Origin of the sequence: Streptomyces sp. SN-593, from assembly GCF_016756395.1 — a bacterium.
Lineage (GTDB): Bacteria > Actinomycetota > Actinomycetes > Streptomycetales > Streptomycetaceae > Actinacidiphila > Actinacidiphila reveromycinica.
The window spans coordinates 1,839,008-1,859,920 of record NZ_AP018365.1; the positions used below are offsets into that span (position 1 = coordinate 1,839,008).

At 73.1% G+C, this 20,913-nt stretch carries 21 protein-coding genes; 6 read left to right on the top strand and 15 right to left on the bottom strand.

Going from position 1 to position 20,913, the window contains the following annotated elements; genetic code table 11:
- Positions 1-122: 122 nt before the first annotated feature.
- From hisF to hisD, 8 genes are all read right to left on the bottom strand, one after another.
- Positions 123-878: an imidazole glycerol phosphate synthase subunit HisF gene (gene hisF / locus RVR_RS07660; protein ID WP_202233130.1), complete on the bottom strand. Its 756-nt coding sequence runs from the start codon at positions 876-878 to the stop codon at positions 123-125.
- Entirely contained in the window at positions 875-1,381 is a 507-nt protein-coding gene (locus RVR_RS07665) for a Rid family hydrolase (protein WP_202233131.1), read from the bottom strand. Before RVR_RS07665 ends, hisF begins: the two co-directional genes overlap by 4 nt.
- Positions 1,378-2,103, bottom strand: a complete 726-nt coding sequence (gene priA / locus RVR_RS07670) for a bifunctional 1-(5-phosphoribosyl)-5-((5-phosphoribosylamino)methylideneamino)imidazole-4-carboxamide isomerase/phosphoribosylanthranilate isomerase PriA (protein ID WP_202233132.1) — start codon at positions 2,101-2,103, stop codon at positions 1,378-1,380. Before priA ends, RVR_RS07665 begins: the two co-directional genes overlap by 4 nt.
- Before the next feature lie 149 nt (positions 2,104-2,252).
- Positions 2,253-2,897: an imidazole glycerol phosphate synthase subunit HisH gene (gene hisH, locus RVR_RS07675; protein WP_202233133.1), complete on the bottom strand. Its 645-nt coding sequence runs from the start codon at positions 2,895-2,897 to the stop codon at positions 2,253-2,255.
- Positions 2,898-2,909: 12 nt separating this feature from the next.
- Complete coding sequence (locus tag RVR_RS07680; protein ID WP_202233134.1) at positions 2,910-3,062, bottom strand: hypothetical protein; 153 nt, start codon at positions 3,060-3,062, stop codon at positions 2,910-2,912.
- Complete coding sequence (gene hisB, locus RVR_RS07685) at positions 3,059-3,652, bottom strand: imidazoleglycerol-phosphate dehydratase HisB (protein ID WP_202233135.1); 594 nt, start codon at positions 3,650-3,652, stop codon at positions 3,059-3,061. Before hisB ends, RVR_RS07680 begins: the two co-directional genes overlap by 4 nt.
- Positions 3,649-4,806 (bottom strand): histidinol-phosphate transaminase, encoded by a 1,158-nt coding sequence (locus RVR_RS07690; RefSeq protein ID WP_202233136.1) that lies wholly within the window; start codon positions 4,804-4,806, stop codon positions 3,649-3,651. The genes hisB and RVR_RS07690 overlap by 4 nt, the downstream gene beginning before the upstream one ends.
- Entirely contained in the window at positions 4,803-6,110 is a 1,308-nt protein-coding gene (gene hisD, locus RVR_RS07695; RefSeq protein WP_202233137.1) for a histidinol dehydrogenase, read from the bottom strand. The genes RVR_RS07690 and hisD overlap by 4 nt, the downstream gene beginning before the upstream one ends.
- Before the next feature lie 187 nt (positions 6,111-6,297).
- On the opposite strand from hisD, the gene RVR_RS07700 reads away from it, so the two are divergent.
- Entirely contained in the window at positions 6,298-7,014 is a 717-nt protein-coding gene (locus RVR_RS07700; RefSeq protein ID WP_202233138.1) for an LON peptidase substrate-binding domain-containing protein, read from the top strand.
- A 19-nt stretch (positions 7,015-7,033) separates the two neighbouring features.
- Positions 7,034-7,543, top strand: coding sequence for a Cys-tRNA(Pro) deacylase (ybaK, locus tag RVR_RS07705; RefSeq protein ID WP_202233139.1), 510 nt, complete (start codon positions 7,034-7,036; stop codon positions 7,541-7,543).
- Here the strand turns inward: ybaK and RVR_RS07710 are convergent.
- The 4 genes from RVR_RS07710 to RVR_RS07725 all read right to left on the bottom strand — a co-directional run bounded on the left by RVR_RS07710 (position 7,517) and on the right by RVR_RS07725 (position 11,692).
- Positions 7,517-8,254 (bottom strand): hypothetical protein, encoded by a 738-nt coding sequence (locus RVR_RS07710; RefSeq protein WP_237404626.1) that lies wholly within the window; start codon positions 8,252-8,254, stop codon positions 7,517-7,519. The two genes, ybaK and RVR_RS07710, sit on opposite strands and share 27 nt — an antisense overlap.
- 45 nt (positions 8,255-8,299) lie before the next feature.
- On the bottom strand, positions 8,300-9,118 hold the full coding sequence (locus RVR_RS07715; RefSeq protein WP_202233140.1) for an ABC transporter permease: 819 nt from the start codon (positions 9,116-9,118) through the stop codon (positions 8,300-8,302).
- Positions 9,115-10,125, bottom strand: a complete 1,011-nt coding sequence (locus RVR_RS07720) for an ABC transporter ATP-binding protein (protein ID WP_202233141.1) — start codon at positions 10,123-10,125, stop codon at positions 9,115-9,117. The genes RVR_RS07715 and RVR_RS07720 overlap by 4 nt, the downstream gene beginning before the upstream one ends.
- Before the next feature lie 340 nt (positions 10,126-10,465).
- Positions 10,466-11,692, bottom strand: a complete 1,227-nt coding sequence (locus RVR_RS07725; RefSeq protein ID WP_202233142.1) for an NYN domain-containing protein — start codon at positions 11,690-11,692, stop codon at positions 10,466-10,468.
- Between the two features lie 227 nt (positions 11,693-11,919).
- On the opposite strand from RVR_RS07725, the gene RVR_RS07730 reads away from it, so the two are divergent.
- Positions 11,920-12,093: a hypothetical protein gene (locus RVR_RS07730; protein ID WP_202233143.1), complete on the top strand. Its 174-nt coding sequence runs from the start codon at positions 11,920-11,922 to the stop codon at positions 12,091-12,093.
- Positions 12,094-12,172: 79 nt separating this feature from the next.
- Here RVR_RS07730 and dnaE read toward each other — a convergent pair whose 3' ends face one another.
- On the bottom strand, positions 12,173-15,736 hold the full coding sequence (gene dnaE, locus RVR_RS07735) for a DNA polymerase III subunit alpha (RefSeq protein WP_202233144.1): 3,564 nt from the start codon (positions 15,734-15,736) through the stop codon (positions 12,173-12,175).
- A gap of 163 nt (positions 15,737-15,899) precedes the next feature.
- Here dnaE and RVR_RS07740 point away from each other — a divergent pair, with 163 nt between their 5' ends.
- Both RVR_RS07740 and RVR_RS07745 read left to right on the top strand, forming a co-directional pair.
- Positions 15,900-16,580: a hypothetical protein gene (locus RVR_RS07740; RefSeq protein ID WP_202233145.1), complete on the top strand. Its 681-nt coding sequence runs from the start codon at positions 15,900-15,902 to the stop codon at positions 16,578-16,580.
- A gap of 81 nt (positions 16,581-16,661) precedes the next feature.
- Positions 16,662-17,468, top strand: a complete 807-nt coding sequence (locus RVR_RS07745; RefSeq protein WP_202233146.1) for a thioredoxin domain-containing protein — start codon at positions 16,662-16,664, stop codon at positions 17,466-17,468.
- A gap of 58 nt (positions 17,469-17,526) precedes the next feature.
- Here the strand turns inward: RVR_RS07745 and RVR_RS07750 are convergent, their stop codons facing one another.
- Positions 17,527-18,102: a dienelactone hydrolase family protein gene (locus RVR_RS07750; RefSeq protein ID WP_202233147.1), complete on the bottom strand. Its 576-nt coding sequence runs from the start codon at positions 18,100-18,102 to the stop codon at positions 17,527-17,529.
- A gap of 128 nt (positions 18,103-18,230) precedes the next feature.
- On the opposite strand from RVR_RS07750, the gene RVR_RS07755 reads away from it, so the two are divergent.
- Entirely contained in the window at positions 18,231-19,283 is a 1,053-nt protein-coding gene (locus RVR_RS07755) for a mechanosensitive ion channel family protein (protein WP_202238458.1), read from the top strand.
- 36 nt (positions 19,284-19,319) lie between these two features.
- Here the strand turns inward: RVR_RS07755 and RVR_RS07760 are convergent, their stop codons facing one another.
- Entirely contained in the window at positions 19,320-20,912 is a 1,593-nt protein-coding gene (locus RVR_RS07760) for a Na+/H+ antiporter (protein WP_202233148.1), read from the bottom strand.
- Position 20,913: the final 1 nt, after the last annotated feature.

Here is a 20,913-nt window from a genome sequence, read left to right on the forward strand (position 1 = left end):
TTGCACAATATTATTTGCGCAACTTTCCTTTCCTATCAGGGCGAGCCCCGGGACCCTGGGGGTCCGGCTCGATCCGGCTCGATCCGGCCTGATCCGCAGTGCCGGCGGAGCGCCCGCGGGGCTCAGCGGACGGGGTGTCCCGCCTGTCGCAACGCCGACTTGACCTCGCCGATCCGCAGGTCGCCGAAGTGGAAGACGGACGCGGCCAGTACCGCGTCCGCGCCCGCCTCGACCGCGGGCGCGAAGTCCGCGACCCGGCCGGCCCCGCCGGAGGCGATCACCGGCACGCTCACCCGGGCGCGCACGGCGGCGATCATCTCGGTGTCGTAGCCGTCCTTGGTGCCGTCCGCGTCCATCGAGTTGAGCAGGATCTCGCCGGCCCCGAGGCCGGCCGCGCGCTCGGCCCACTCCACCGCGTCGATGCCGGTGCCGCGCCGCCCGCCGTGCGTGGTGACCTCGAACGTGCCGGCGGGGGTGCGGCGGGCGTCGACGGACAGCACCAGCACCTGGCGGCCGAACCGCTCGGCGATCTCCCGGATCAGCTCCGGCCGGGCGATCGCCGCGGTGTTCACGCCGACCTTGTCCGCGCCGGCCCGCAGCAGCTTGTCCACGTCGTCCGCGCTGCGCACCCCGCCGCCGACGGTGAGCGGGATGAAGACCTGCTCCGCGGTGCGCCGCACCACGTCGTAGGTGGTCTCCCGGTCGCCGGAGGACGCGGTGATGTCCAGGAAGGTCAGCTCGTCGGCGCCCTCGGCGTCGTACAGCTTCGCCATCTCGACGGGGTCGCCGGCGTCGCGCAGGTTCTGGAAGTTGACGCCCTTGACCACCCGCCCGGCGTCCACGTCCAGGCAGGGGATGACTCGGACCGCGAGGCTCATGTGCCCTCTTCTCCTTCACCGGGCTCTTCCGGGCCGCCCCGGGCGTCGCCGCGGTACGCCTCGATCTCCACCTCGACCAGCACCCGGGAGTCCGCGAACCCGGCCACCACGACCATCGTGGCCGCCGGCCGCACAGCGCCGAAGACCTCGCGGTGCGCGCGGCCGACCTCGTCGGCGTCCCGGACGTGGCCGAGGTACGTCCGGGTCCGGATCACGCTGGCCGCGTCCAGCCCGAACGGCTCCAACGCGGACAGCGCGCCGCGGAAGGCGCTCAGCGCCTGTTCGTACGGCTCGGCGTCGCCCGGCACACGGTCGCCGGCCGGAGACCGCGTGCCGGCGACGATGACCCGGTCCCCCGCCGCCACCGCGCGGGAGGAGCCGATCGCCTCCTCCCACGAACTGTCCGCCGAGCGCAGCCGGTGCACCCGCACGGCCTGGTCCTGCTCGTCGGGGTCGGGGGCAGCGGTCGCGGGTGACTTGGGGGACTCCGGGGAACCGGTCATCGGGAAACAGCCTCCAGGGCTTCCTGCAGCGTGAACGCCTCTGCGTACAGCGCCTTCCCGACGATCGCGCCTTCCACGCCCCGCGGCACCAGGGTCGCGATCGCCCGCAGGTCGTCGAGGCTGGAGACGCCGCCCGAGGCGACCACCGGCTTGTCGGTCGCGGCGCACACGTTCTCCAGCAGTTCCAGGTTGGGGCCCTGGAGGGTGCCGTCCTTGGCGATGTCGGTCACGACGTAGCGCGCGCAGCCCTCGGAGTCGAGCCGGGCCAGCGTCTCGTAGAGGTCGCCGCCGTCGCGGGTCCAGCCGCGGCCGCGCAGCGTGGTGCCGCGCACGTCGAGGCCGACCGCGATCCGGTCGCCGTACTCGGCGATCACCTTGGCCACCCACTGCGGGCTCTCCAGCGCCGCGGTGCCGAGGTTGACCCGGGTGCAGCCGGTGGCGAGGGCCGCGGCGAGGCTGTCGTCGTCGCGGATGCCGCCGGACAGCTCGACCTTGATGTCCATGGTGCGCGCCACCCCGGCGATCAGCTCACGGTTGTCGCCGGTGCCGAAGGCCGCGTCGAGGTCGACCAGGTGCAGCCACTCCGCGCCCGCCTGCTGCCAGGCCAGCGCCGCGGCGAGCGGGTCGCCGTAGGAGGTCTCGGAGCCGGACTCGCCGTGCACCAGGCGCACGGCCTGGCCGTCGCGGACGTCGACGGCGGGGAGGAGTTCGAGCGTGCTCATCGGGATGCGGTCCTCGCAGGATCGGTCGGGGTGCGGAGCGGTGGGCCGTACGGCCGCGGGCCGGCGGCGGCTTCGGCGTCGTACGGCTTCGGCGTCGTACGGACGGGGGGTGCGGACGGGCGTGCGGCCGGTGGCGGCGGCACCGGGGGTCAGAGCGTGTCGAGCCAGTTCTCCAGCAGCCGCGCGCCCGCGTCCCCGGACTTCTCCGGATGGAACTGGGTGGCCCACAGCGCGCCGTTCTCCACCGCGGCCACGAACGGCTCGCCATGGGTGGCCCAGGTGACCTCGGGGGCGCGCAGGGCACCGGCGGGCGGCTCCATCTCCCACGCGCGCACCGCGTAGGAGTGCACGAAGTAGAACCGGGCGTCGGCGTTGAGCCCGGCGAACTGCCGCGAGTTCGGCGGCGCCTCGACGGTGTTCCAGCCCATGTGCGGCACCACGGGCGCCCGCAGCGGTTCGACGGTGCCGGGCCACTCGTCCAGGCCGTCGCTCTGCACGCCGTGCTCGATGCCGCGGCTGAAGAGCACCTGCATGCCGACGCAGATGCCCAGCACCGGGCGCCCGCCCGCGAGCCGGCGGCCGACGATCCAGTCGCCGCGGACCTTCCTGATGCCCTCCATGCACGCGGCGAAGGCGCCGACGCCCGGCACGAGCAGCCCGTCGGCGGCCATCGCCCGGTCGTAGTCCGCGGTGATCTCCACGTCGGCGCCGGCCCGGGCCAGCGCCCGTTCGGCGGACCGGACGTTGCCGAAGCCGTAGTCGAGGACGACGACGCTCTTGCCGGTGTTCGTCATGCGCGCGCCCCCTCAGAGCTGGAGCAGGCCGGCGACGAGCGCCATCGCCGAGCCGACCGCGAGCAGCGTGATCAGGCTCCTGGACTGCTTCTGCTTCCAGAACGAGTAGACCCCGCCGGCCAGGAACAGCCCGAGCAGGATGAAGAGGGACGACCCCTTGTTCACAGCGCACCCTTCGTGGACGGCAGGATGCCCGCGGCGCGCGGATCGCGCTCGCTGGCGTAGCGCAGGGCCCGGGCCAGCGCCTTGAACTGGCACTCCACGATGTGGTGCGCGTTGCGCCCGTAGGGCACGTGGACGTGCAGCGCGACCTGGGCCTGGGCGACGAAGGACTCCAGGATGTGCCGGGTCATCGTGGTGTCGTAGGACCCGATCATCGGCGCCATGTGCTCGGGCTCGGTGTGCACCAGGTAGGGGCGGCCGGACAGGTCGACGGTGACCTGGGCGAGCGACTCGTCCAGCGGCACCGTGCAGTTGCCGAAGCGGTAGATCCCGACCTTGTCGCCGAGCGCCTGCCGGAACGCGGCGCCCAGCGCGAGGGCGGTGTCCTCGATCGTGTGGTGGGTGTCGATGTGCAGGTCGCCCTCGGTCTTCACGGTGAGGTCGAACAGGCCGTGCCGGCCGAGCTGGTCGAGCATGTGGTCGTAGAAACCCACGCCGGTCGAGACGGAGACCTGCCCGGTGCCGTCGAGGTCGATCTCGACGACGGTGGACGTCTCCTTGGTGGTGCGCTCCACGCGGCCCGTGCGGGTCATGCGGACTCCTTGTCGGTGCGGCTGTCGCCGCTGTACTCGGTGCTGTGCTCGGTGCTGTGCGTCGTGAACACGGCCTTCGCCGCGTCCAGGAACGCGCTGTTCTCGCCGGGGGTGCCGGTCGTGGCCCGCAGCCAGCCGGGGACGCCGTTGTCACGGATCAGCACGCCGCGGTCGAGGAACGCCTGCCAGGCGCCGTGGCCGTCGGCGAACCGTCCGAACTGGACGAAGTTGGCGTCGGAGTCGGTGACCCGGTAGCCGAAGGCGCGCAGTTCGGTGACCACCCGGTCGCGCTCGGCCTTGAGCTGCTCGACGTAGCCGAGCAGGGTGTCGGTGTACTCCAGCGCCGCGAGCGCGGTCGCCTGGTTGACCGCGGACAGGTGGTAGGGCAGCCGGACCAGTTGGACGGCCTCGACCACGGCCGGGTCGGCCGCCAGGTAGCCCAGCCGCAGCCCCGCGGCGCCGAACGCCTTGGACATGGTGCGGGTGAGCACCAGGTTCGGCCGGCCCTCGATCAGCGGCAGCAGCGACGGCTGGTGCGAGAACTCGCCGTACGCCTCGTCCACCACCACCAGCGACGGCTTGGCGGCCTGGGCCGCGTCGTACAGCGCCAGGACGGTCTCGGCGTCGGTCGCCGTCCCGGTCGGGTTGTTCGGGGAGCAGACGAAGACGACGTCGGGGCGCAGCGCGGCGATCTCGCGGCGGGCCGCGCCGGTGTCGATGGTGAAGTCGGCGTGCCGCGGCCCGGAGACCCACGCGGTGCCGGTGCCGCGGGAGATCAGCGCGTGCATGGAGTACGACGGCTCGAAGCCGATCGCGGTGCGGCCGGGTCCGCCGAACGCCTGCAGGAGCTGCTGGATCACCTCGTTGGAGCCGTTGGCGGCCCAGACCTGGTCGGCGCCGACCAGGTGGCCGGTGGTGCGGCCGAGGTAGCGGGCCAGCTCGGTGCGCAGCTCGACCACGTCCCGGTCCGGGTAGCGGTTGAGCCCGCGCGCGGCCTCGGCGACGCGCTCGGCGATCCGCGCGACCAGCGGCTCGGGCAGCGGGTACGGGTTCTCGTTCGTGTTCAGCCGCACCGCCACGTCGAGCTGCGGGGCGCCGTACGCGGACTGGCCGCGCAGTTCGTCGCGCAGTGGCAGGTCGTCCAGGGAGGTCATGAGCCGGCTCCGAACCGCACGGTGACGGCCGTGCCGTGGGCGGGCAGGTCCTCGGCGGTGGCCAGGGCCACCACGTGGTGGGCGACGTCGGCGAGCGCGTCGCGGGAGTAGTCCACGACGTGGATGCCGCGCAGGAAGGACTGCACCGAAAGGCCCGAGGAGTGGCAGGCGCAGCCGCCGGTGGGCAGCACGTGGTTGGAGCCGGCGCAGTAGTCGCCGAGCGAGACGGGGGCGTGCGGGCCGACGAAGACGGCGCCGGCGTTGCGCACCCGGGCGGCGACGGCGGCGGCGTCCCGGGTCTGGATCTCCAGGTGCTCGGCGGCGTAGGCGTCCACCACCTGGAGGCCCTGCTCCAGGGTGTCGACCAGGACGGTCGCGGACTGGCGGCCGGAGAGCGCGGCGGTGATCCGCTCGCGGTGCCTGGCGGCGGCGACCTGGACGTCGAGCTCCTTGTCGACGGCGTCGGCGAGCTCGGCGGAGGTGGTGACCAGCACGGCGGCGGCCAACGTGTCGTGCTCGGCCTGGCTGATCAGGTCGGCGGCCACGAAACCGGGCTCGGCGGAGTCGTCGGCGAGGACGGCGATCTCGGTCGGGCCGGCCTCGGCGTCGATGCCGACGCGGCCCTTGAGCAGGCGCTTGGCGGCGGCGACGTAGATGTTGCCGGGGCCGGTGACGAGGTCGACCGGGCGGCACTCGTCGGTGCCGTAGGCGAACATGGCGACCGCCTGGGCGCCGCCGGCGGCGTGCACCTCGTCCACGCCGAGCAGGGCGCAGGCGGCGAGCACCGGCGCCGCGGGCAGGCCGGTCTCCCGCTGCGGCGGGGAGGACACCGCGATGCCCTCGACGCCGGCCTCCTGGGCGGGCACCACGTTCATCACAACGGAGGACGCGTAGGCGGCGAGGCCGCCGGGCACGTAGAGCCCGACGCGCCGGACGGGCACCCACCGCTCGGTGACGGTGCCGCCGGGCACCACCTGCGTGGTGGTGTCGGTCCTGCGCTGGTCGCGGTGGACGGCGCGGGCCCGGCGGATGGACTCCTCCAGGGCGGCGCGCACCTGCGGGTCGAGCTGCGCGAGGGCGTCGGCGAGGGCCTGCGCGGGCACCCGCAGCCGCTCCAGCCGCACCCCGTCGAAGCGCTCCCCGTAGTCGATCACCGCAGCGCTGCCGCGATGGCGGACGTCCTCGCAGATCGGCCGCACGGCGTCGAGCGCGGCCTCCACGTCGAACTCGGCCCGGGGCAGCAGGTCGCGGTCGATCCCGCCGTCGGGGAAGGCGGCACCGCGCAGATCGATTCGGGAGATCACGGTGCCAAGTGTAGAGACCCGGCCGGCGGACCCGTTCCGCGGTTCCACTCCGTGATACGCGGCGCGGGGGTCCCGGGGCCGGCGCCGCTCCCGCGCCGGGCCCCCGCGGCACGTGCCGCGCCGCAGGTCGGACGCGGGTGCCGGGAAGGGTGCCGAAGGGGGGCGTACTGCCCGTACGCTGACCGCTGTGACCGATCGCCTTCCGCTCTTCCCGCTCACCTCGCCGCTGTTCCCGGGGCTGGTGCTGCCGCTGAACGTCTTCGAGGAGCGCTACCGCGCCCTCGTGCGTGACCTGCGCGCGCTGCCGGAGGACACGCCGCGGCGGTTCGGGGTGGTGGCGATCAGGAACGGCCAGGAGATCGCGCCGACCGGGCAGGAGGGACGGGCCACCGGTCCGGCCGCCGGCCTGGGCGACGACCCGCTCGCGGCGCTGTACGGCTTCGGCTGCGTCGCGGACGTGGCCGACATCGTGGACAGCGGCGACGGCGGCTTCCGGATGCACGCGACCGGCATCGTGCGGTTCCGGCTGCTGTCGGTGGACGCGTCCGGGGAGTACCTGACCGCGGAGGTCGAGGAGCTGGCGGAGGAGGCGGGCAGCGGCGCGGACGAGCTGGCGCCGCAGGTGACCCGGGCTTTCCGCACCTACCAGAAGCGGCTGGCCGGTTCGCGTGAACGCAGCCTGGCCGCACAGGAGTTCACCGACGATCCGACGGTGCTGTCGTACCTGGTGGCGGCCACGACGATCGCCGAGGCGGCGGCGAAGCAGCGGCTGCTGGAGGCGCCGGACACCGCCGCGCGGCTCGGCGAGGAGCTGCGGCTGCTGCGCCGGGAGGTCGCGGTGATCGAGAAGCTGCCGTCGCTGCCGGCGGTGGAGCTGACCCAGCAGGCGATCTGCGCGAACTGACCTGGCAGGCTGTCGGTCCATGGCGAAGAAGTCACGTACCGGCGGCGGCACCCCGGCGACCGTCGCGCTGGACCGGGCCGGCGTCCCCTACACCCTGCACTCCTACGTGCACGACCCGTCCTGCGGGCTGCCCTACGGCGAGGAGGCCGCCGCGGCGCTCGGCGTCGAGCAGGGGCGGGTGTTCAAGACGCTCGTCGCGGAGGTGGACGGCGCGCTGACGGTCGCGGTGGTGCCGGTGTCCGGCTCGCTCGACCTGAAGGCGCTGGCGGCCGCGGCCGGCGGCAAGCGGGCGGCGATGGCCGACCCGGCCGCGGCCGAGCGCAGCAGCGGCTACGTGCGCGGCGGCATCTCCCCGCTCGGCCAGCGCAGAGCGCTGCCGACGGTGGTGGACGCCTCGGCGCTGTCCCGGCCGACGGTGTTCGTCTCCGCGGGCAGGCGGGGGCTGGAGGTGGAGCTGGCGCCGGCCGCGCTGGTGGAGCTGACCGCGGCGGCCACGGCGCCGCTACTGCGTCCCGCCGCCCTCGGGTGATTCCCGGGGTGAGTCCTCGCGCAGCCCGAACGCGTAGGTGAGCGCGGAGTGCACCAGCATCGCGGCGGCCGGCCAGACCACGATCGCGACCTTGGCGCGCAGCTTCAGCGGGCCGTCGAAGACGACCTTCGGCCCGACCTGCTTGGCGTGCGCGATGATGTCCGTGGTCGGGCCGAGCCACACGCCCAGCCGCCAGCCGATGACGGACGCGACCGCGCCGCCGACCGCCAGGCCGAGGACGACGCCGACGCCGCCCCTGCGGTAGCGCCAGAACACCGCGGCCGCGGTCAGTGCGCCCAGGATCAGCGCGATCACCACGAAGGTGCCGTCGCCGCCGACCGCCTCCTCGCCCTCGGTGTCCTTGAGGTAGACCGCCTGGCCGTCGGAGACCATGGGCACCCGCGGTGACAGCCACAGCCAGAACAGCCCGAGGATGATCCCGCAGACCGCGACGAGGACCGCGACGACCAGTCCGTTCCTCAGCGCGGTGCGCACCGTGTCGCGGCCCGGCCCGGCCGGTTCCGGCGCGAGCACGGCACCCGTGCCGGTCCCGGCGGAGGACGGGGCGGGCCACGGGCCGTCCGAGTCCTGCCGGTCCTGCGGGCCCTGCGGGTGTTGCGGTCCTTCGGGGCGCGGGCCCTCGGACGGCGCGGGCCCGGGCTGCGCGGACCCGGAGTGCGGAGGCTCGGGAGGAGTCAGGGGAGCGGTCACCAGGCCATCGTGCCAGGTGTTCCCGACAGCCGCGCCACCGGCCGGTCAGCGGCGGGCGGCCCGCCGGTAGGCCCAGGTCGCGACGGCCAGCGAGGCCACCCCCACGCCCGCGCACACCGCCAGGTCGCCGGCGACCGCGGCCCATTCCGTGCCGCCGTGCCCGAAGGTCCGGGCGAACGCCTCCACGCCGTACGTGGACGGCAGCAGGTCGCGCGCCCAGCCGACCGGCGCGGGCATGTGGGAGGCGGGCAGCACGCCGAGCAGCAGCGCGGCGGACATGCCGAGCTGCCCCAGCAGCGTGGCGATCTCCGGGCGCGGGGCGAGCAGCCCGCAGGCCGCGCCGAGTCCGGACATCGCGGCCCCGGCCAGCGGGACCACGAGCACCAGCACCCACAGGTTGGCCATGCCGAGGTGGAACAGCACGCACCCGGTGACCGCGGTGACCAGCGTGCCGGGCACCGTGAAGGAGGCGTACGCGCCGGCCGCGCCGAGCACGACCGCCGCCGGCGGCACCGGCAGCGTCGCGTAGTGGTCGAGGCCGCCGGAGGCGCGAAGCTGGCCGAAGTACTGGGCGAGCAGGTTCAGCGCGACGAAGGCGACCACGAGCACGCTGGAGCCGGCCACCACCGCGCGGGCCGCCTCGCCGTCCCCGGCGTGCACCACGCCGCGCAGCATCACCATGATCCCGATGGACTGGAAGGTGGCGACGAACAGCAGCGGGATGCGGGCCACCCGGGCCCGGGAGAGCTGGGCCCGGTAGACCGCGCCGAGCGCCGGCCACAGCCGCGCCCTGGGGGCGAGCGGCGTGATGCCGCCGCCGGTCAGCTCGCCGGGTTCGAGGCCGGCCGGGGCAACCACCGTCATACCTTCACCAGTCCCTCGCTGCTGCCGCCGAGCGCCAGGTAGACGTCCTCCAGGCTGGGCATGGCCAGCGTGAAGTCGTCCAGCGCGGCGAACGCCGGGCCGCCGGTGACCTCGGCGACCGCGGCCCTGGCCCGGTCCTGCGGCAGCCGCAGCGTCCAGCGGCGGCCGGAGACCTCCGCGAGCGGGCGCAGCGCGGCGACCGCGGGCAGGTCGGTCGGCGGTTCGTGCCGCCACACCAGGTCCAGCCGCACCTCGCCCTCGACCAGGGAGCGCAGCCCGGCCGGCGAGTCGCAGGCGATGACCCGTCCGTGGTCGAGCACCGCGACCCGGTCCAGGACCGTCTCGGCCTCGATGACGTTGTGGGTGACCAGCAGGACGGTGACGCCCTGCTGGGTGCGGCGCCGGTCCACCGCGGCCCACACCGCGCGGCGCGCGACCGGGTCCATGCCGGTGGTGGGCTCGTCGAGGACGAGGACCGGGCGGGGGCCGACGAGGGCCGCGGCGAAGCAGGCGAGGCGGCGCTGGCCGCCGGACAGCCGTTTGATGGGGCGCGCGGCGAGCGGGCCGAGGCCCAGCTCGTCCAGGACGGCGTCGCGCGCGGCGCGGGCCGTGGCCGTGTCCATCCCGCGCAGCCGCCCGGTGGTCTCGGCGGCGAGGGCGACGGTCAGCTCGTCCAGCGCGGTGGACTCCTGGCCGAGGTAGCCGATCAGCCGCGCGGCGCGTTCGGGGTGCCGGACCAGGTCGTGGCCGAGCAGGTCGATGGTGCCGGCGTCCGGTCGCAGCAGGCCGGTGAGCTGGCGGACCAGGGTGCTCTTGCCGGCGCCGTTGGGGCCGAGGATGCCGAACAGCTCGCCGGCGTGCACGTCGAGGTCGATGCCGTCGTTCGCCCGGACCGCGGGGATGTCGCCGCCGCGGCGCCCCCGCCCGCCCGGATAGGTCCGCACGAGGCCGCGTACGCGGCAGGCGGATACCGCCGGTCTCGCCCCTGCCTCGGTGCCCGTCCTCACGAGCACCGAGAGTACGCGCTCCACCGCGTTCGTCACGAAACGGGGTCCCCCTCCCGCCCCCGGGGGGCGTTTGCGGAAGACGTCCAGCCGTCAGGGGCGCGAGGAACTGCGCGACCAGCCACCGACCGGCCGAAGGTCCGGGCACACGCTGGGGGGCTGGGCCTGCGGGCCCGGGCGCCGCCGCCCGTGAGGGCACCCCCCACCGCGGGAAGCGGGCGCCGCCGCCCGCGAGGGCGCCCCCCACCGCGGGAAGCGGGCGCCGCCACCCGCCAGGGCACCCCGCTCCCGGGACGGGGCACCCCACCCCCGGGGACAGGGGCACCGCTCTACCGGCGGAGCCCTACTCCGGGGCCGGGACGGCGTCGAACTCCCGCCAGAACCCGGCCCTGATCGCGTAGCGGTCGTTCTCGTCGATCTGGTCGTCCTTGTGCGCCAGCAGCCCGAACCGCGCTGCGTAGCGGAGCAGTTCGCCGTCGAGCCGGTGCGGCACCCTCGGGTAGTGCGTGGTCAGGTGCTGGAGGTGGGTCTGGTCGCCGACCCGGGCGATCCAGCGGCGGGCGAAGACCTGCCCGACCTCGTAGGGATCGCCGCTGACCGCGGTGATGTCGGCCTCGCGGTCGGCCCAGCGCTGCTCGGCGCTGGTCAGCTGCGCCAGCGTCGGCAGCCCGGAGGTGTCGGGCTGGTCGGCGCCCGGCCGGTCGCTCCAGCCCTTGTCGGAGGACCACCGCAGGGTGCTCGGCGCGGGGTGGGCGGGCGGGGCGGGCGGATGGACGGCGTGGGCGCGGCCGAGGTCGGCGAGGTCCTTCGGCGTGGGCACCCCCTTGCCGCCGGAGGCGGCCGCCGCCTCGCCGGAGTGCTCGGCGGGCGCGGAGCCGTTCTTCGCCGGGGCCGGCCCGGGGGGCGGCGCGACGGCGCGGGCGGGCGCGCCGGGTTCCGGCAGCGGCGCGGACAGGATGGCGGCGATCTCCGGCCGTACCCCGGGGCGCGGACCGGGGGCGGGCCCGCACACGCCGGCCCCCTCCTTGGCCTGGATCGCCGCGGTGATCCACGCCCGGTCCAGCACCCGCCGCTCGTCCGCCTCGGCGACCAGGTCCTCGGACTGGTTGTAGTCGCCGTCGGCGGCCTGCACGGCCCACAGGTGGACGGCGACGCCGTGCTCCTTGGCCGACATCATGCCGGGCAGCAGGTCGCCGTCCCCGGTGACCAGCACCACGTCGGAGCAGGCCCGGTTGCGGGCCAGTTCGGACAGCTCGGCGTGCATCGCGGCGTCGACGCCCTTCTGCGCCCACCTGCCGTCCGTCCGGGTGAGGGCGCCGAGCCGGACCGTCACCCTCGGCATCACCCGCAGCCGGCGGTGCTCGGGTTGCGGAACCCGGTCGGGTGCGCCGTCGAACCAGTAGATCCGCAGCAGCGGCTGCCCGGTCTCCGCTTCGGCGCGTTCGCGCAGGCCGGCGACCACGGCGGCATGATCGACGGTGATCCTCGAACGCGACGGTTCGCCGGCCAGCAGGCTCGCCGCTGCGCCCAGCAGATAGCCGGCGTCCACCAGGACGACGCAGCGGTCCATGTTGCACCTCTTCCGGTCGACCCCCGGCACGGATGCCCACTCGAGTTCCCCCGAGTGTGCCCGAATGCTCGGGGGTTATGACCGCGAACGCGATCTTCGGCGTGGCGGTCGGGGGTTTTTCCCGGGCCCCCGCATCCCCAACTGCCCGAAATGCGGCCTTGGTCCCCCCGTGTCAGTCTGATTGCGGCCCATCGGCCGACTCTCCCCCCCACCAGGAAGGCACGATCGTGGCGAAGAACCGCAACCAGAACCGTCCGCAGCGCGACCGCCAGGACGAGCGGTCCCACCCGGCGGGCGAGGCCCAGGAGCAGCACGGCAGGAGCGCCCAGGCCGAGGAGCACATGATGCCCGCGAGCACCCGCGTCGCGCGCAAGCAGCAGAAGAAGTTCGGCCACAACTGATCGCGCCGCACGCGCACTTCACGGACGCGGGGGTGCCCCTCACGGGGGCGCCCCCGCGTCCGTCCGCCCGCCGCCGCGCTCAGGCCACGCCGAGCCAGACCTCCGCGCCGAAGGAGACCTTGATCTCCGAGGCCACCGTGGTGGGATCGACGAGGAACCCCAGTTCGTAGACGGTGGTCTTCTGCGGTCCGGCGACGCGTGCGCGCACCGGGCTCTCACCGGGGTGCGAGGACAGGATGCGGCGCAGCTCGTTGATGGCGTCGTGGCGCAGGATCCGGTGCTCGCGGAAGGCGAGCTGCACCGGGGGCTTCCCGCCGCTCTCCGCCGAGGACACGTCCAGCTCCGCCAGTTCCGAGCCGATGATGTTCATCGTGCCGTCGCGGTCCTGCGCCCGACCGCTGATGGAGACGACGCTGTCGGGGATGAGGGCGTGTCCCACGAGCTGGTAGGTCGCGGGGAAGAAGCAGACCTCGATGCTCGCGTCGCGGTCGGCGAACGTGACCGCGGCCCAGGCGTTGCCCTGCTTGGTCATCTTGCGGTCGACACCGGTGATGAGCCCGGCGACCTTCACCGGCCGCTCCTGGCCGGACGCCAGCAGTTCGGCGAGCGTGGTGTCGCGGTTGCGGGCGAGGATGTGCTCGGTGCCGTCCAGCGGGTGCGCCGAGACGTACAGGCCCAGCATGTCCCGCTCGATGGCCAGCAGTTGCTTGCGCGGCCACTCGGTCTCGGGGATCGCGAAGTCCAGCCCGAAGGTCGGCGTGTCCTGGCCGGGCCCGCCCAGGCTCGCGAACAGGTCGTCCTGGCCGTACGCCTCGGCCTTCTTCACCGGGACGATGGCGTCGACCGCGTCCTCGAAGACGGCGGACAGGCCCATCCGCGTGTGGCCGAGCGAGTCGAACGCGCCCGCCTTGATCAGCGACTCGATGGCCCGCTTGTTCAGGACCGGGATGCTCACCTTGTCCAGGAAGTCGGCGAACGAGGTGAACAGGCCCTTCGACTTGCGCGCGGCGATCAGCGCCTCGATGACGCCCTCGCCCACGTTCCGCACCGACTTCAGGCCGAACCGGACGTCCTCGCCGACGGCGGTGAACTCGGCGACCGACGCGTTCACGTCGGGCGCCAGCACGTTGACGCCGCTCTTGCGGGCGTCGGCGAGGTAGATGGCCGCCTTGTCCTTGTCGTCCCCGACCGAGGTGAGCAGGGCCGCCATGTACTCGGCCGGGTAGTTCGCCTTGAGGTAGGCGGTCCAGAAGGACACCAGTCCGTAGCCGGCGGTGTGGGACTTGTTGAACGCGTACCCGGAGAACGGGAGCATGACGTCCCAGAGGGCCTTGATGGACTCCTCGGAGTACCCGTTGGTCTGCATGCCGCCGTGGAACTTCTCCCACTCGGCCGCCAGCACCTCCGGCTTCTTCTTGCCCATCGCGCGGCGCAGCAGGTCGGCGCCGCCGAGGGTGTAGCCCGCCAACTGGCGGGCGATGGCCATGATCTGCTCCTGGTAGATCAGCAGGTGGAAGGTGTTGCCGAGGATCGGCTCCAGGGCGTCCTTCAGCTCCGGGTGGATCGGCTCGACGGCCTGCCGGCCGGTCTTGCGGCTGGCGTAGTTCATGTGCGCGTTGGCCGCCATCGGACCCGGCCGGTACAGCGCCAGGGCCGCCGCGATGTCCTCGAACCGGCTCGGCTCCATCGCCTTGAGCAGGGTCCGCATGCCGCCGCCGTCGAGTTGGAACACGCCGAAGGTGTCACCGCGGGCCAGCAGCGCGTAGGTGTTCTTGTCGTCCAGCGGGATGTTCTCGGTGCTCAGGTCGACACCGCGGTTCTCCCGCACGTTCTGGATCGCCTGGTCGATCACGCCGAGGTTGCGCAGGCCCAGGAAGTCCATCTTGACCAGGCCCATGGACTCGCACGACGGGTAGTCGAACCCGGTGATCTTCGTGCCGTCCTTGCGCATGTGCAGCGGGATGCGGTTGGTCAGCTTGGTCTTCGACAGGATGACCGCGGCCGCGTGCACACCGGTGTTGCGGATCAGCCCCTCGACGCCCTTGGCGCTGTCCACGACCTTCTGGACGTCGGGCTCGTTCTGGTACAGCGCCCGGATCTCGCCGGCCTCGCCGTAGCGCGGGTGCTCGGGGTTGAAGACGCCGTCGATCGGGATGCTCTTGCCCATCACGTCGGCCGGCAGCGCCTTGGTGATCCGCTCGCCGTGCGCGAAGGGGTAGCCGAGGATCCGCGAGGTGTCCTTGATCGCGTTCTTCGCCTTCAGCTTGCCGAAGGTGTTCACCAGCGCGGTGTACTCGTCGCCGTACTTCTCCACCACGTAGGCGACCATCTGGTCCCGCTTGCGGTCGTCGAAGTCGAGGTCGACGTCCGGCGGGTTGATGCGCTCGGGGTTGAGGAACCGCTCGAAGAGCAGACCGTGCTCCAGCGGGCACAGCTCGGTGATCCGGGTCGCGTAGGCCACGATCGAGCCGGTCGCCGAACCACGGCCCGGCCCGACCGGGATCTTGTTGTCCCGCGCGTGCCGGCAGATGTCCGCGACCACGAGGAAGTAGGAGGAGAAGCCCATCGGACCGATGACCTTCATCTCGGTCTCGAAGCGCTCCAGCACCTCCGCCGGGATCGGGTCGCCGTAGCGCATCGCCAGGCCCTTGAGGACCTCCTGGCGCAGCCACGACTCCTGCGTCTCGCCCTCGGGGACGTCCGGATACTGCGGCATCTCGTCCTCGAGGTCGAAGACCTCGTCGTACGCCTCGATGCGCTCCGCGATCAGCAGCGTGTTGTCGCATGCCTCCGGCAGTTCCCGGAACAGCTCCCGCATCTGCTGCGCGGTCTTGAGGTAGTAGCCGGTGCCGTTGAACTTGAAGCGGTTCGGGTCGTCCTTGTTCTTGCCGACGCCGATGCACAGCAGGTTGTCGTGCGCGTCGGCGTGCTCCTCCAGCACGTAGTGCGCGTCGTTGGTCGCCAGCAGCGGGATGTCCAGTTCCTTCGCCAGCCGCAGCAGGTCGCCCCGGACGTTGCGCTCCAGGTCCAGGCCGTGGTCCATCAGCTCCAGGAAGTAGTTCTCCTTGCCGAGGATGTCCTGGTAGGAGGCCGCGACCTTCTTCGCCTCGTCGTACTGGTTCAGCCGGAGCCGGGTCTGGATGGCGCCCGACGGGCACCCGGTGGTGCCGATGATGCCGCCCGCGTGCTCGGAGATCAGCTCCATGTCCATCCGCGGCTTGCCCGCGGGGAACTGCCCGGTGTAGCTGGCCTCCGTCGACAGGTAGAACAGGTTGCGCAGGCCCTCGACGTTCCGCGCCCACATCGTCATGTGGGTGAAGCGGCCGCCGCCGGAGACGTCCTTGCTCCCCTCGCCGTCGTCCGACATCGCCCGCTGGCCGCCCGGGCCCCAGAACTCCTGCTTCTTGTACCGGCGGTGCGAGGGCGCCACGTACGCCTCGATGCCGATGATCGGCTTCACCGAGTCGAAGCCCTTGGCGACCTGCTGGAACTCGTAGGCCCCGAACATGTTGCCGTGGTCGCTCATGGCGATCGCGGGCATCCCCTGCCGCGCGACCTCGGTGAACATCGGCTTCAGGCGCTGCGCGCCGTCGAGCATCGAGTACTCGGTGTGGTTGTGCAGGTGAACAAAGCTGTCGGCCACCGGGCTGGCACCTCCAGGACGATCGCGGGGGAGGCTCCCACCCTAGTGCGCCCGGCCCCGCACCTCCGCCGCCGCTCCCGCTCCTCCCCCGGCGAGTCCACCTTCGTATTGTTGTCCGACTTTTAGCTCACCCCTACAGGTTCCCGTGGCACACTCTGTGCTCATGGAGACCATGGGCGAGATACGTCCGCGGCTGAGGGCGGCGCGCGCCGCCCTCTTCGCCGCGCTCTGCGTCACGCTCTCCTCCACCTCGCACGTGCTGATGGCCCGCCGGCCGCTGCCGCTGACCGTCGTGCTGGCCGCCTTCGCCGCCGTCTTCGCGCTGGCCTACGCGCTCGGCCGGCGCGAGCGCGGGTTCTGGGCGATCAGCGGGATGATGGTGCCGCTGGAACTGGCCGTGGACACCGTCTTCACCTCCGGCCAGCAGTCCTGCTACGGACCCCGCGGCGGCCCGGTCACCGGTTCGTGGCGGTCGCTGCACGAGGCGGTCGTCTGCCACGGCCAGGTCGGCTCCCGGCTCCCGGCCGTCTCCCCCGCCCAGGCGGCCACCGACCACGCCGGCAGCTCGGCGCTGCCGTGGCTGCTGCTGGCGGTGCACGTCGCCGTCGGCCTGCTCGCGTCCTTCTGGCTGCGGCGCGGCGAGGCCGCGGTGCACCGCGCGCTGCGGGCGGTGGCCGTCGCCGCGTTGCGGCCGCTGCTGTTCGCCGTCACCGCCACCGGCGCCCTGGCCGGCGCCGCCGCCGAGCGGATCCGCCCGGCGGCCCGGCCCGTCGGCCACCTCGCCGCCCGGCCGCTGCTGCACTCCGTGGTACGGCGGGGCCCGCCGCTCGCGCTCGCCGCCTGAACCGGCGGCCGAGCCGAACCGTCGAGTCCCCACCCGTCGTCACGCGCCCCGACGCGCCCTCCCCACGGAGTCATCCCAGTCATGAGCAGCAGGAACAGCAAGCAGAGCAAGGCCGCCGCCCGCGAGCGGCTCCGCGTCCAGCGCGAGAAGGAGGCGAAGCGGGCGAAGGTCCGCCGCCAGGTCCTCGTCGCCGCCGGCGTCGTGGTGGTGCTGGCCGCGGCCGGCGGCATAGCCGTGGCCGTCAACAACTCCAACAAGCCCGGGCACTGGAGCGCCGCGGCGAAGAACCCGCTGGTCAAGCCGGCCAACACGTCCGGCACCAACGGCACCACGATCACCCTCGGCGACGCGAGCAACAAGAACACCGTCGAGGAGTGGGAGGACATGCGCTGCCCCTACTGCGCCGCCTACGAGCAGGAGTCCGGCTCGGCGGTGCTCCAGGGCGTCAAGGACGGCAAGTACAAGATCGTGCTGCACATGGGCACGTTCCTGGACACCAACCTCGGCGGCACCGGCTCCAAGCAGGCACTCAGCGCGCTCGGCGCGGCACTCAACGTGTCCACCGACGCCTTCGAGCAGTTCCACACCCTGCTGTACTCCAAGGCCGTCCACCCCGACGAGACCAAGGACACCTTCGCCAGCCCCACGAAGCTGATCTCGATCGCGCAGAAGGTCCCCGCCCTCAAGGGCAACACCAAGTTCTCCAACGCGGTGAAGAACGGCACCTTCGACAAGTGGGCGCTCGACACCAGCGACGCGTTCGAGAAGTACCTGGACAACAGCTCCATCAGCGGCACCCCCACGGTGCACGTGAACGGCAAGAACGTGGACGTCAACGGCGTGCCGGTGGCGACCGTGACGTCCGGCATCGCCGCCGACCTCACCTAGCCGCCGACCGCGCCCCCGCGGCCGGACACGCTCCGGCCGCGGAGGCGCGCGGCGCCCGCTACAGGTCCCGCAGGAAGTCCAGCGCGACCGACCAGGTGCGCTCGGCCGCCGGCTCGTCGTAGTCGGGCAGGTCGGGGTCGGTGTACAGGTGGCCGGCCCCGCGGTAGCGGAAGACCTCCACGTCGGCGCCCGCCCGCCGCATCCGCAGGTACCACGCGTTGAGCCAGTCCTCCGTCTCGAAGGGGTCCGGCTCGGCCACGTGGAGCTGCACCGGGATGTCGGTGCTCGCCCCGTCCGCGAGGTCGGAGGTGCCGTGCAGGAGCAGCAGTCCGCGGGCCCTCTCGTCGCCGAGGGCGAGGTTCTGCGCGAGCGCGCCGCCCAGCGAGAAACCGGCGTAGACCAGGCCCCGCTCGGAGTGCGGGGCGGCCGCGGCGATCGCCCGGCGCAGCAGCTCGTCGTTGCCGATCCCGTCGCGGATCGCGCCGCCGTCCTCGACGCTGTCCGCCGTCTTCCCCTCGAACAGGTCCGGCACGTGCACCTCGTGCCCGGCCGCGCGCAGCCGCTCGGCCGCGGAGTGTACGGCGGGCCGGAGCCCGTAGGTGGAGTGCAGCAGCAGGATCGTCTGAGATGTCACAAGGGGCCTTCGTTCACGGTCCGTCGGGTACGGGACCCATGGTGCCAGTTGCCAGTGGCCGACCGGACGCCGTACACAGGTGCCCTGTGGGGGCCGTCGACGGACACGAACAGGAGCAGGTGGTGGGCATGGAGAGCACGCTGCGGCCGATCATGGTGATCGGCGCGGCGGTCGTGCTGACGGTACTGCTGGGCTGGATCGGCGACCGGGCGCTGCGCTCGGCCGACGCCCGGCACCCGGAGACCCCGCTGTGGGACCTGCTGCGGCGCTGCCGGCTGCCGTCGCAGGTGGTGCTGTGCACCGCGCTGCTGCGCGGCGCGTACCACACCGCGCACTTCGAGGACGAGCACGCCGTGGCCATCGGCCGGACGCTCACGCTGGTGCTGATCGCCGCGTCCGCCTGGCTGGCGGTGCGGGTCGCGGCGGCCGTCATCGACTCCTCCTACGCCCGCTACGTGGCGACGGCGCACAGCGTGCCGAAGATCCGCCGGCTGCGCACCCAGCTCACCCTGATCCAACGGGTGCTGACCGCGATCGTCGGGGTGATCGCGGTCTCCTCGATGCTGTTCACGTTCCCCGAGATGCGCACCGTCGGCGCCTCCGTACTGGCCTCGGCCGGCATCATCGGCATCGTCGCCGGTGTCGCCGCGCAGTCCACCCTCAGCAACCTCTTCGCCGGGCTGCAGATCGCGTTCGGGGACATGGTGCGGATCGGCGACACGGTGGTGGTCGACGGCGAGTGGGGCGAGGTCGAGGAGATCACGCTCACCTACCTGAGCGTGCGGACCTGGGACGAGCGGCGGATCACCATGCCGGTCTCCTACTTCACCAGCAAGCCGTTCGAGAACTGGTCGCGCGGCGACCCGCGAATGACCGGCGCGGTGCTCTTCCACCTCGACCACTCCGCGCCGATCGACCTCATGCGCAAGCGGCTGCTGGAGATCCTGGAGCAGGCCGCGGAGTGGGACCACCGCGCCTGGAGCCTGGTCGTGCTGGACACCACCCCGACCACCGTCCAGGTCCGCGCCGTGGCCACCGCCAAGGACGCGAGCGACATCTTCGCGCTGCGCTGCCTCATACGGGAGCAACTGATCGACTTCCTCCGCGCCGAGCACCCCTACGCCCTGCCCCGCGTCAGCGTGCGCATGCAGGACGACCTCCCGCCCGACCCGGCCCCCTGATCCCCGGCCGCCGGCGCCTGCGCCCCGGCGGACCCCTCACGCCCCCCGCATGGAGCGGAGGTCGAGGTGGCGCAGGACCCGGTCCACGATCTCCGGGTCGGACCCGGGCTCGCTGCGGGCGGAGAGCACCTCGTGCCGGGCCGCGGAGAGCATGTCGTCCTGGATGCGGCGCAGCGACTTGATCCGCTTGGCCCGGCGCGCGTGGCTCTCGCGCCGCTCCTCGTCGATGACGTCCGGCGAGATACGGGCCCCGAGGTCCACCGCCCGGTGGTAGAGCATCTCGGCCAGCTCCTCGTCGAGGGACTCGCTGGACTCGATCTCCTTCAGCCGCCTGCGGGCCGCCTTCATCGCCCGCAGCGCCAGCGCGCGCTCCTGGTCGTGCTCCTCCTCCACGTCCGCGCCGACCCCGAGCCTTCGCACCAGCCAGGGCAGGGTGAGCCCCTGGAGCACGAGGGTGACCAGGACCACGGAGAAGGCGATGAAGAGCAGTTGGGCGCGGGCGGGGAACGGGTCGCCGTGGTCGGTGGTGAGCGGGATCGCCAGCGCGAGCGCGACGGAGGCCACCCCGCGCATCCCGGCCCACCACATGGTGACCGTCTCGCGCCAGGTCAGCGGGATGTCCTCGTCCATGTCCCGCAGCTTGTGCAGCCGCTTGGCGATGGCCGCGGCGGGCAGCAGGTAGAGCAGCCGGATGCCGACCACGACCGCGACGACCAGCCCGGCGTCGCGCAGCAGCGGCCCCCAGTTGCCGGCGGCCGCGCTGAAGACGTGGTGTATCTCCAGGCCGATCAGCCCGAAGGCGATCCCGGTCACGAGGGTGTCGACGATCTCCCAGAACGTGTTGCCGGCCAGCCGCGCGCTCACGTCGTCGGCCTCGAAGGCGTACTCGGTGAGGAACAGCGCCGCGGTGAGCACCGCCAGCACACCGGATCCGCGCAGGCCCTCGGCGATCGCGTAGGACGCGAAGGGCACCAGCAGCGACAGGCCGATCTGCAAGGTGGCGTCGCCGACCACGCCCATCAGCTTGTTGGCGCCCCAGCCCAGCGCCAGCCCGACGGCGACCGCGACCACCGCGGACAGCACGAACTCCAGGATGGCGTGCGGCAGCGAGAAGTGGCCGGACAGCGCCGCCGCCACCGCCACGTGGTACAGCACGATGGCGGTGACGTCGTTGAAGAGCCCCTCGCCCTCCAGGATGGAGATCATCCGGCGGGGCAGGCCGAGGCTGCCGGCCACCGCGGTCGCCGCGACCGGGTCCGGCGGCGCCACCAGCGCGCCCAGCGTGACGGCGGAGGCCACGGTGATCCCGGAGACCACCGCGTTGGCGACGACCGCGACCGCCGCGGTGGTGAGGAACACCAGCGCGACCGCGAGCAGGAAGATCGCCCGCCGGTTCGCCGCGAACTGCCGCCACGACGTGCGCTGCACCGAGGCGTACAGCAGCGGCGGCAGCACCAGCGGGAGGATCAGGTCGGGGTTGATCTCGATGTTCGGGACCTGCGGGATCAGCGCCAGGACGCCGCCCACCACGGTCATCAGCACCGGTGAGGGCAGCCCGACCCGGTCCGCCACCGGCACCATGACGATCGCGGCCAGCATGATCGCGAAGAACAGCGCGAGTTGATCCACG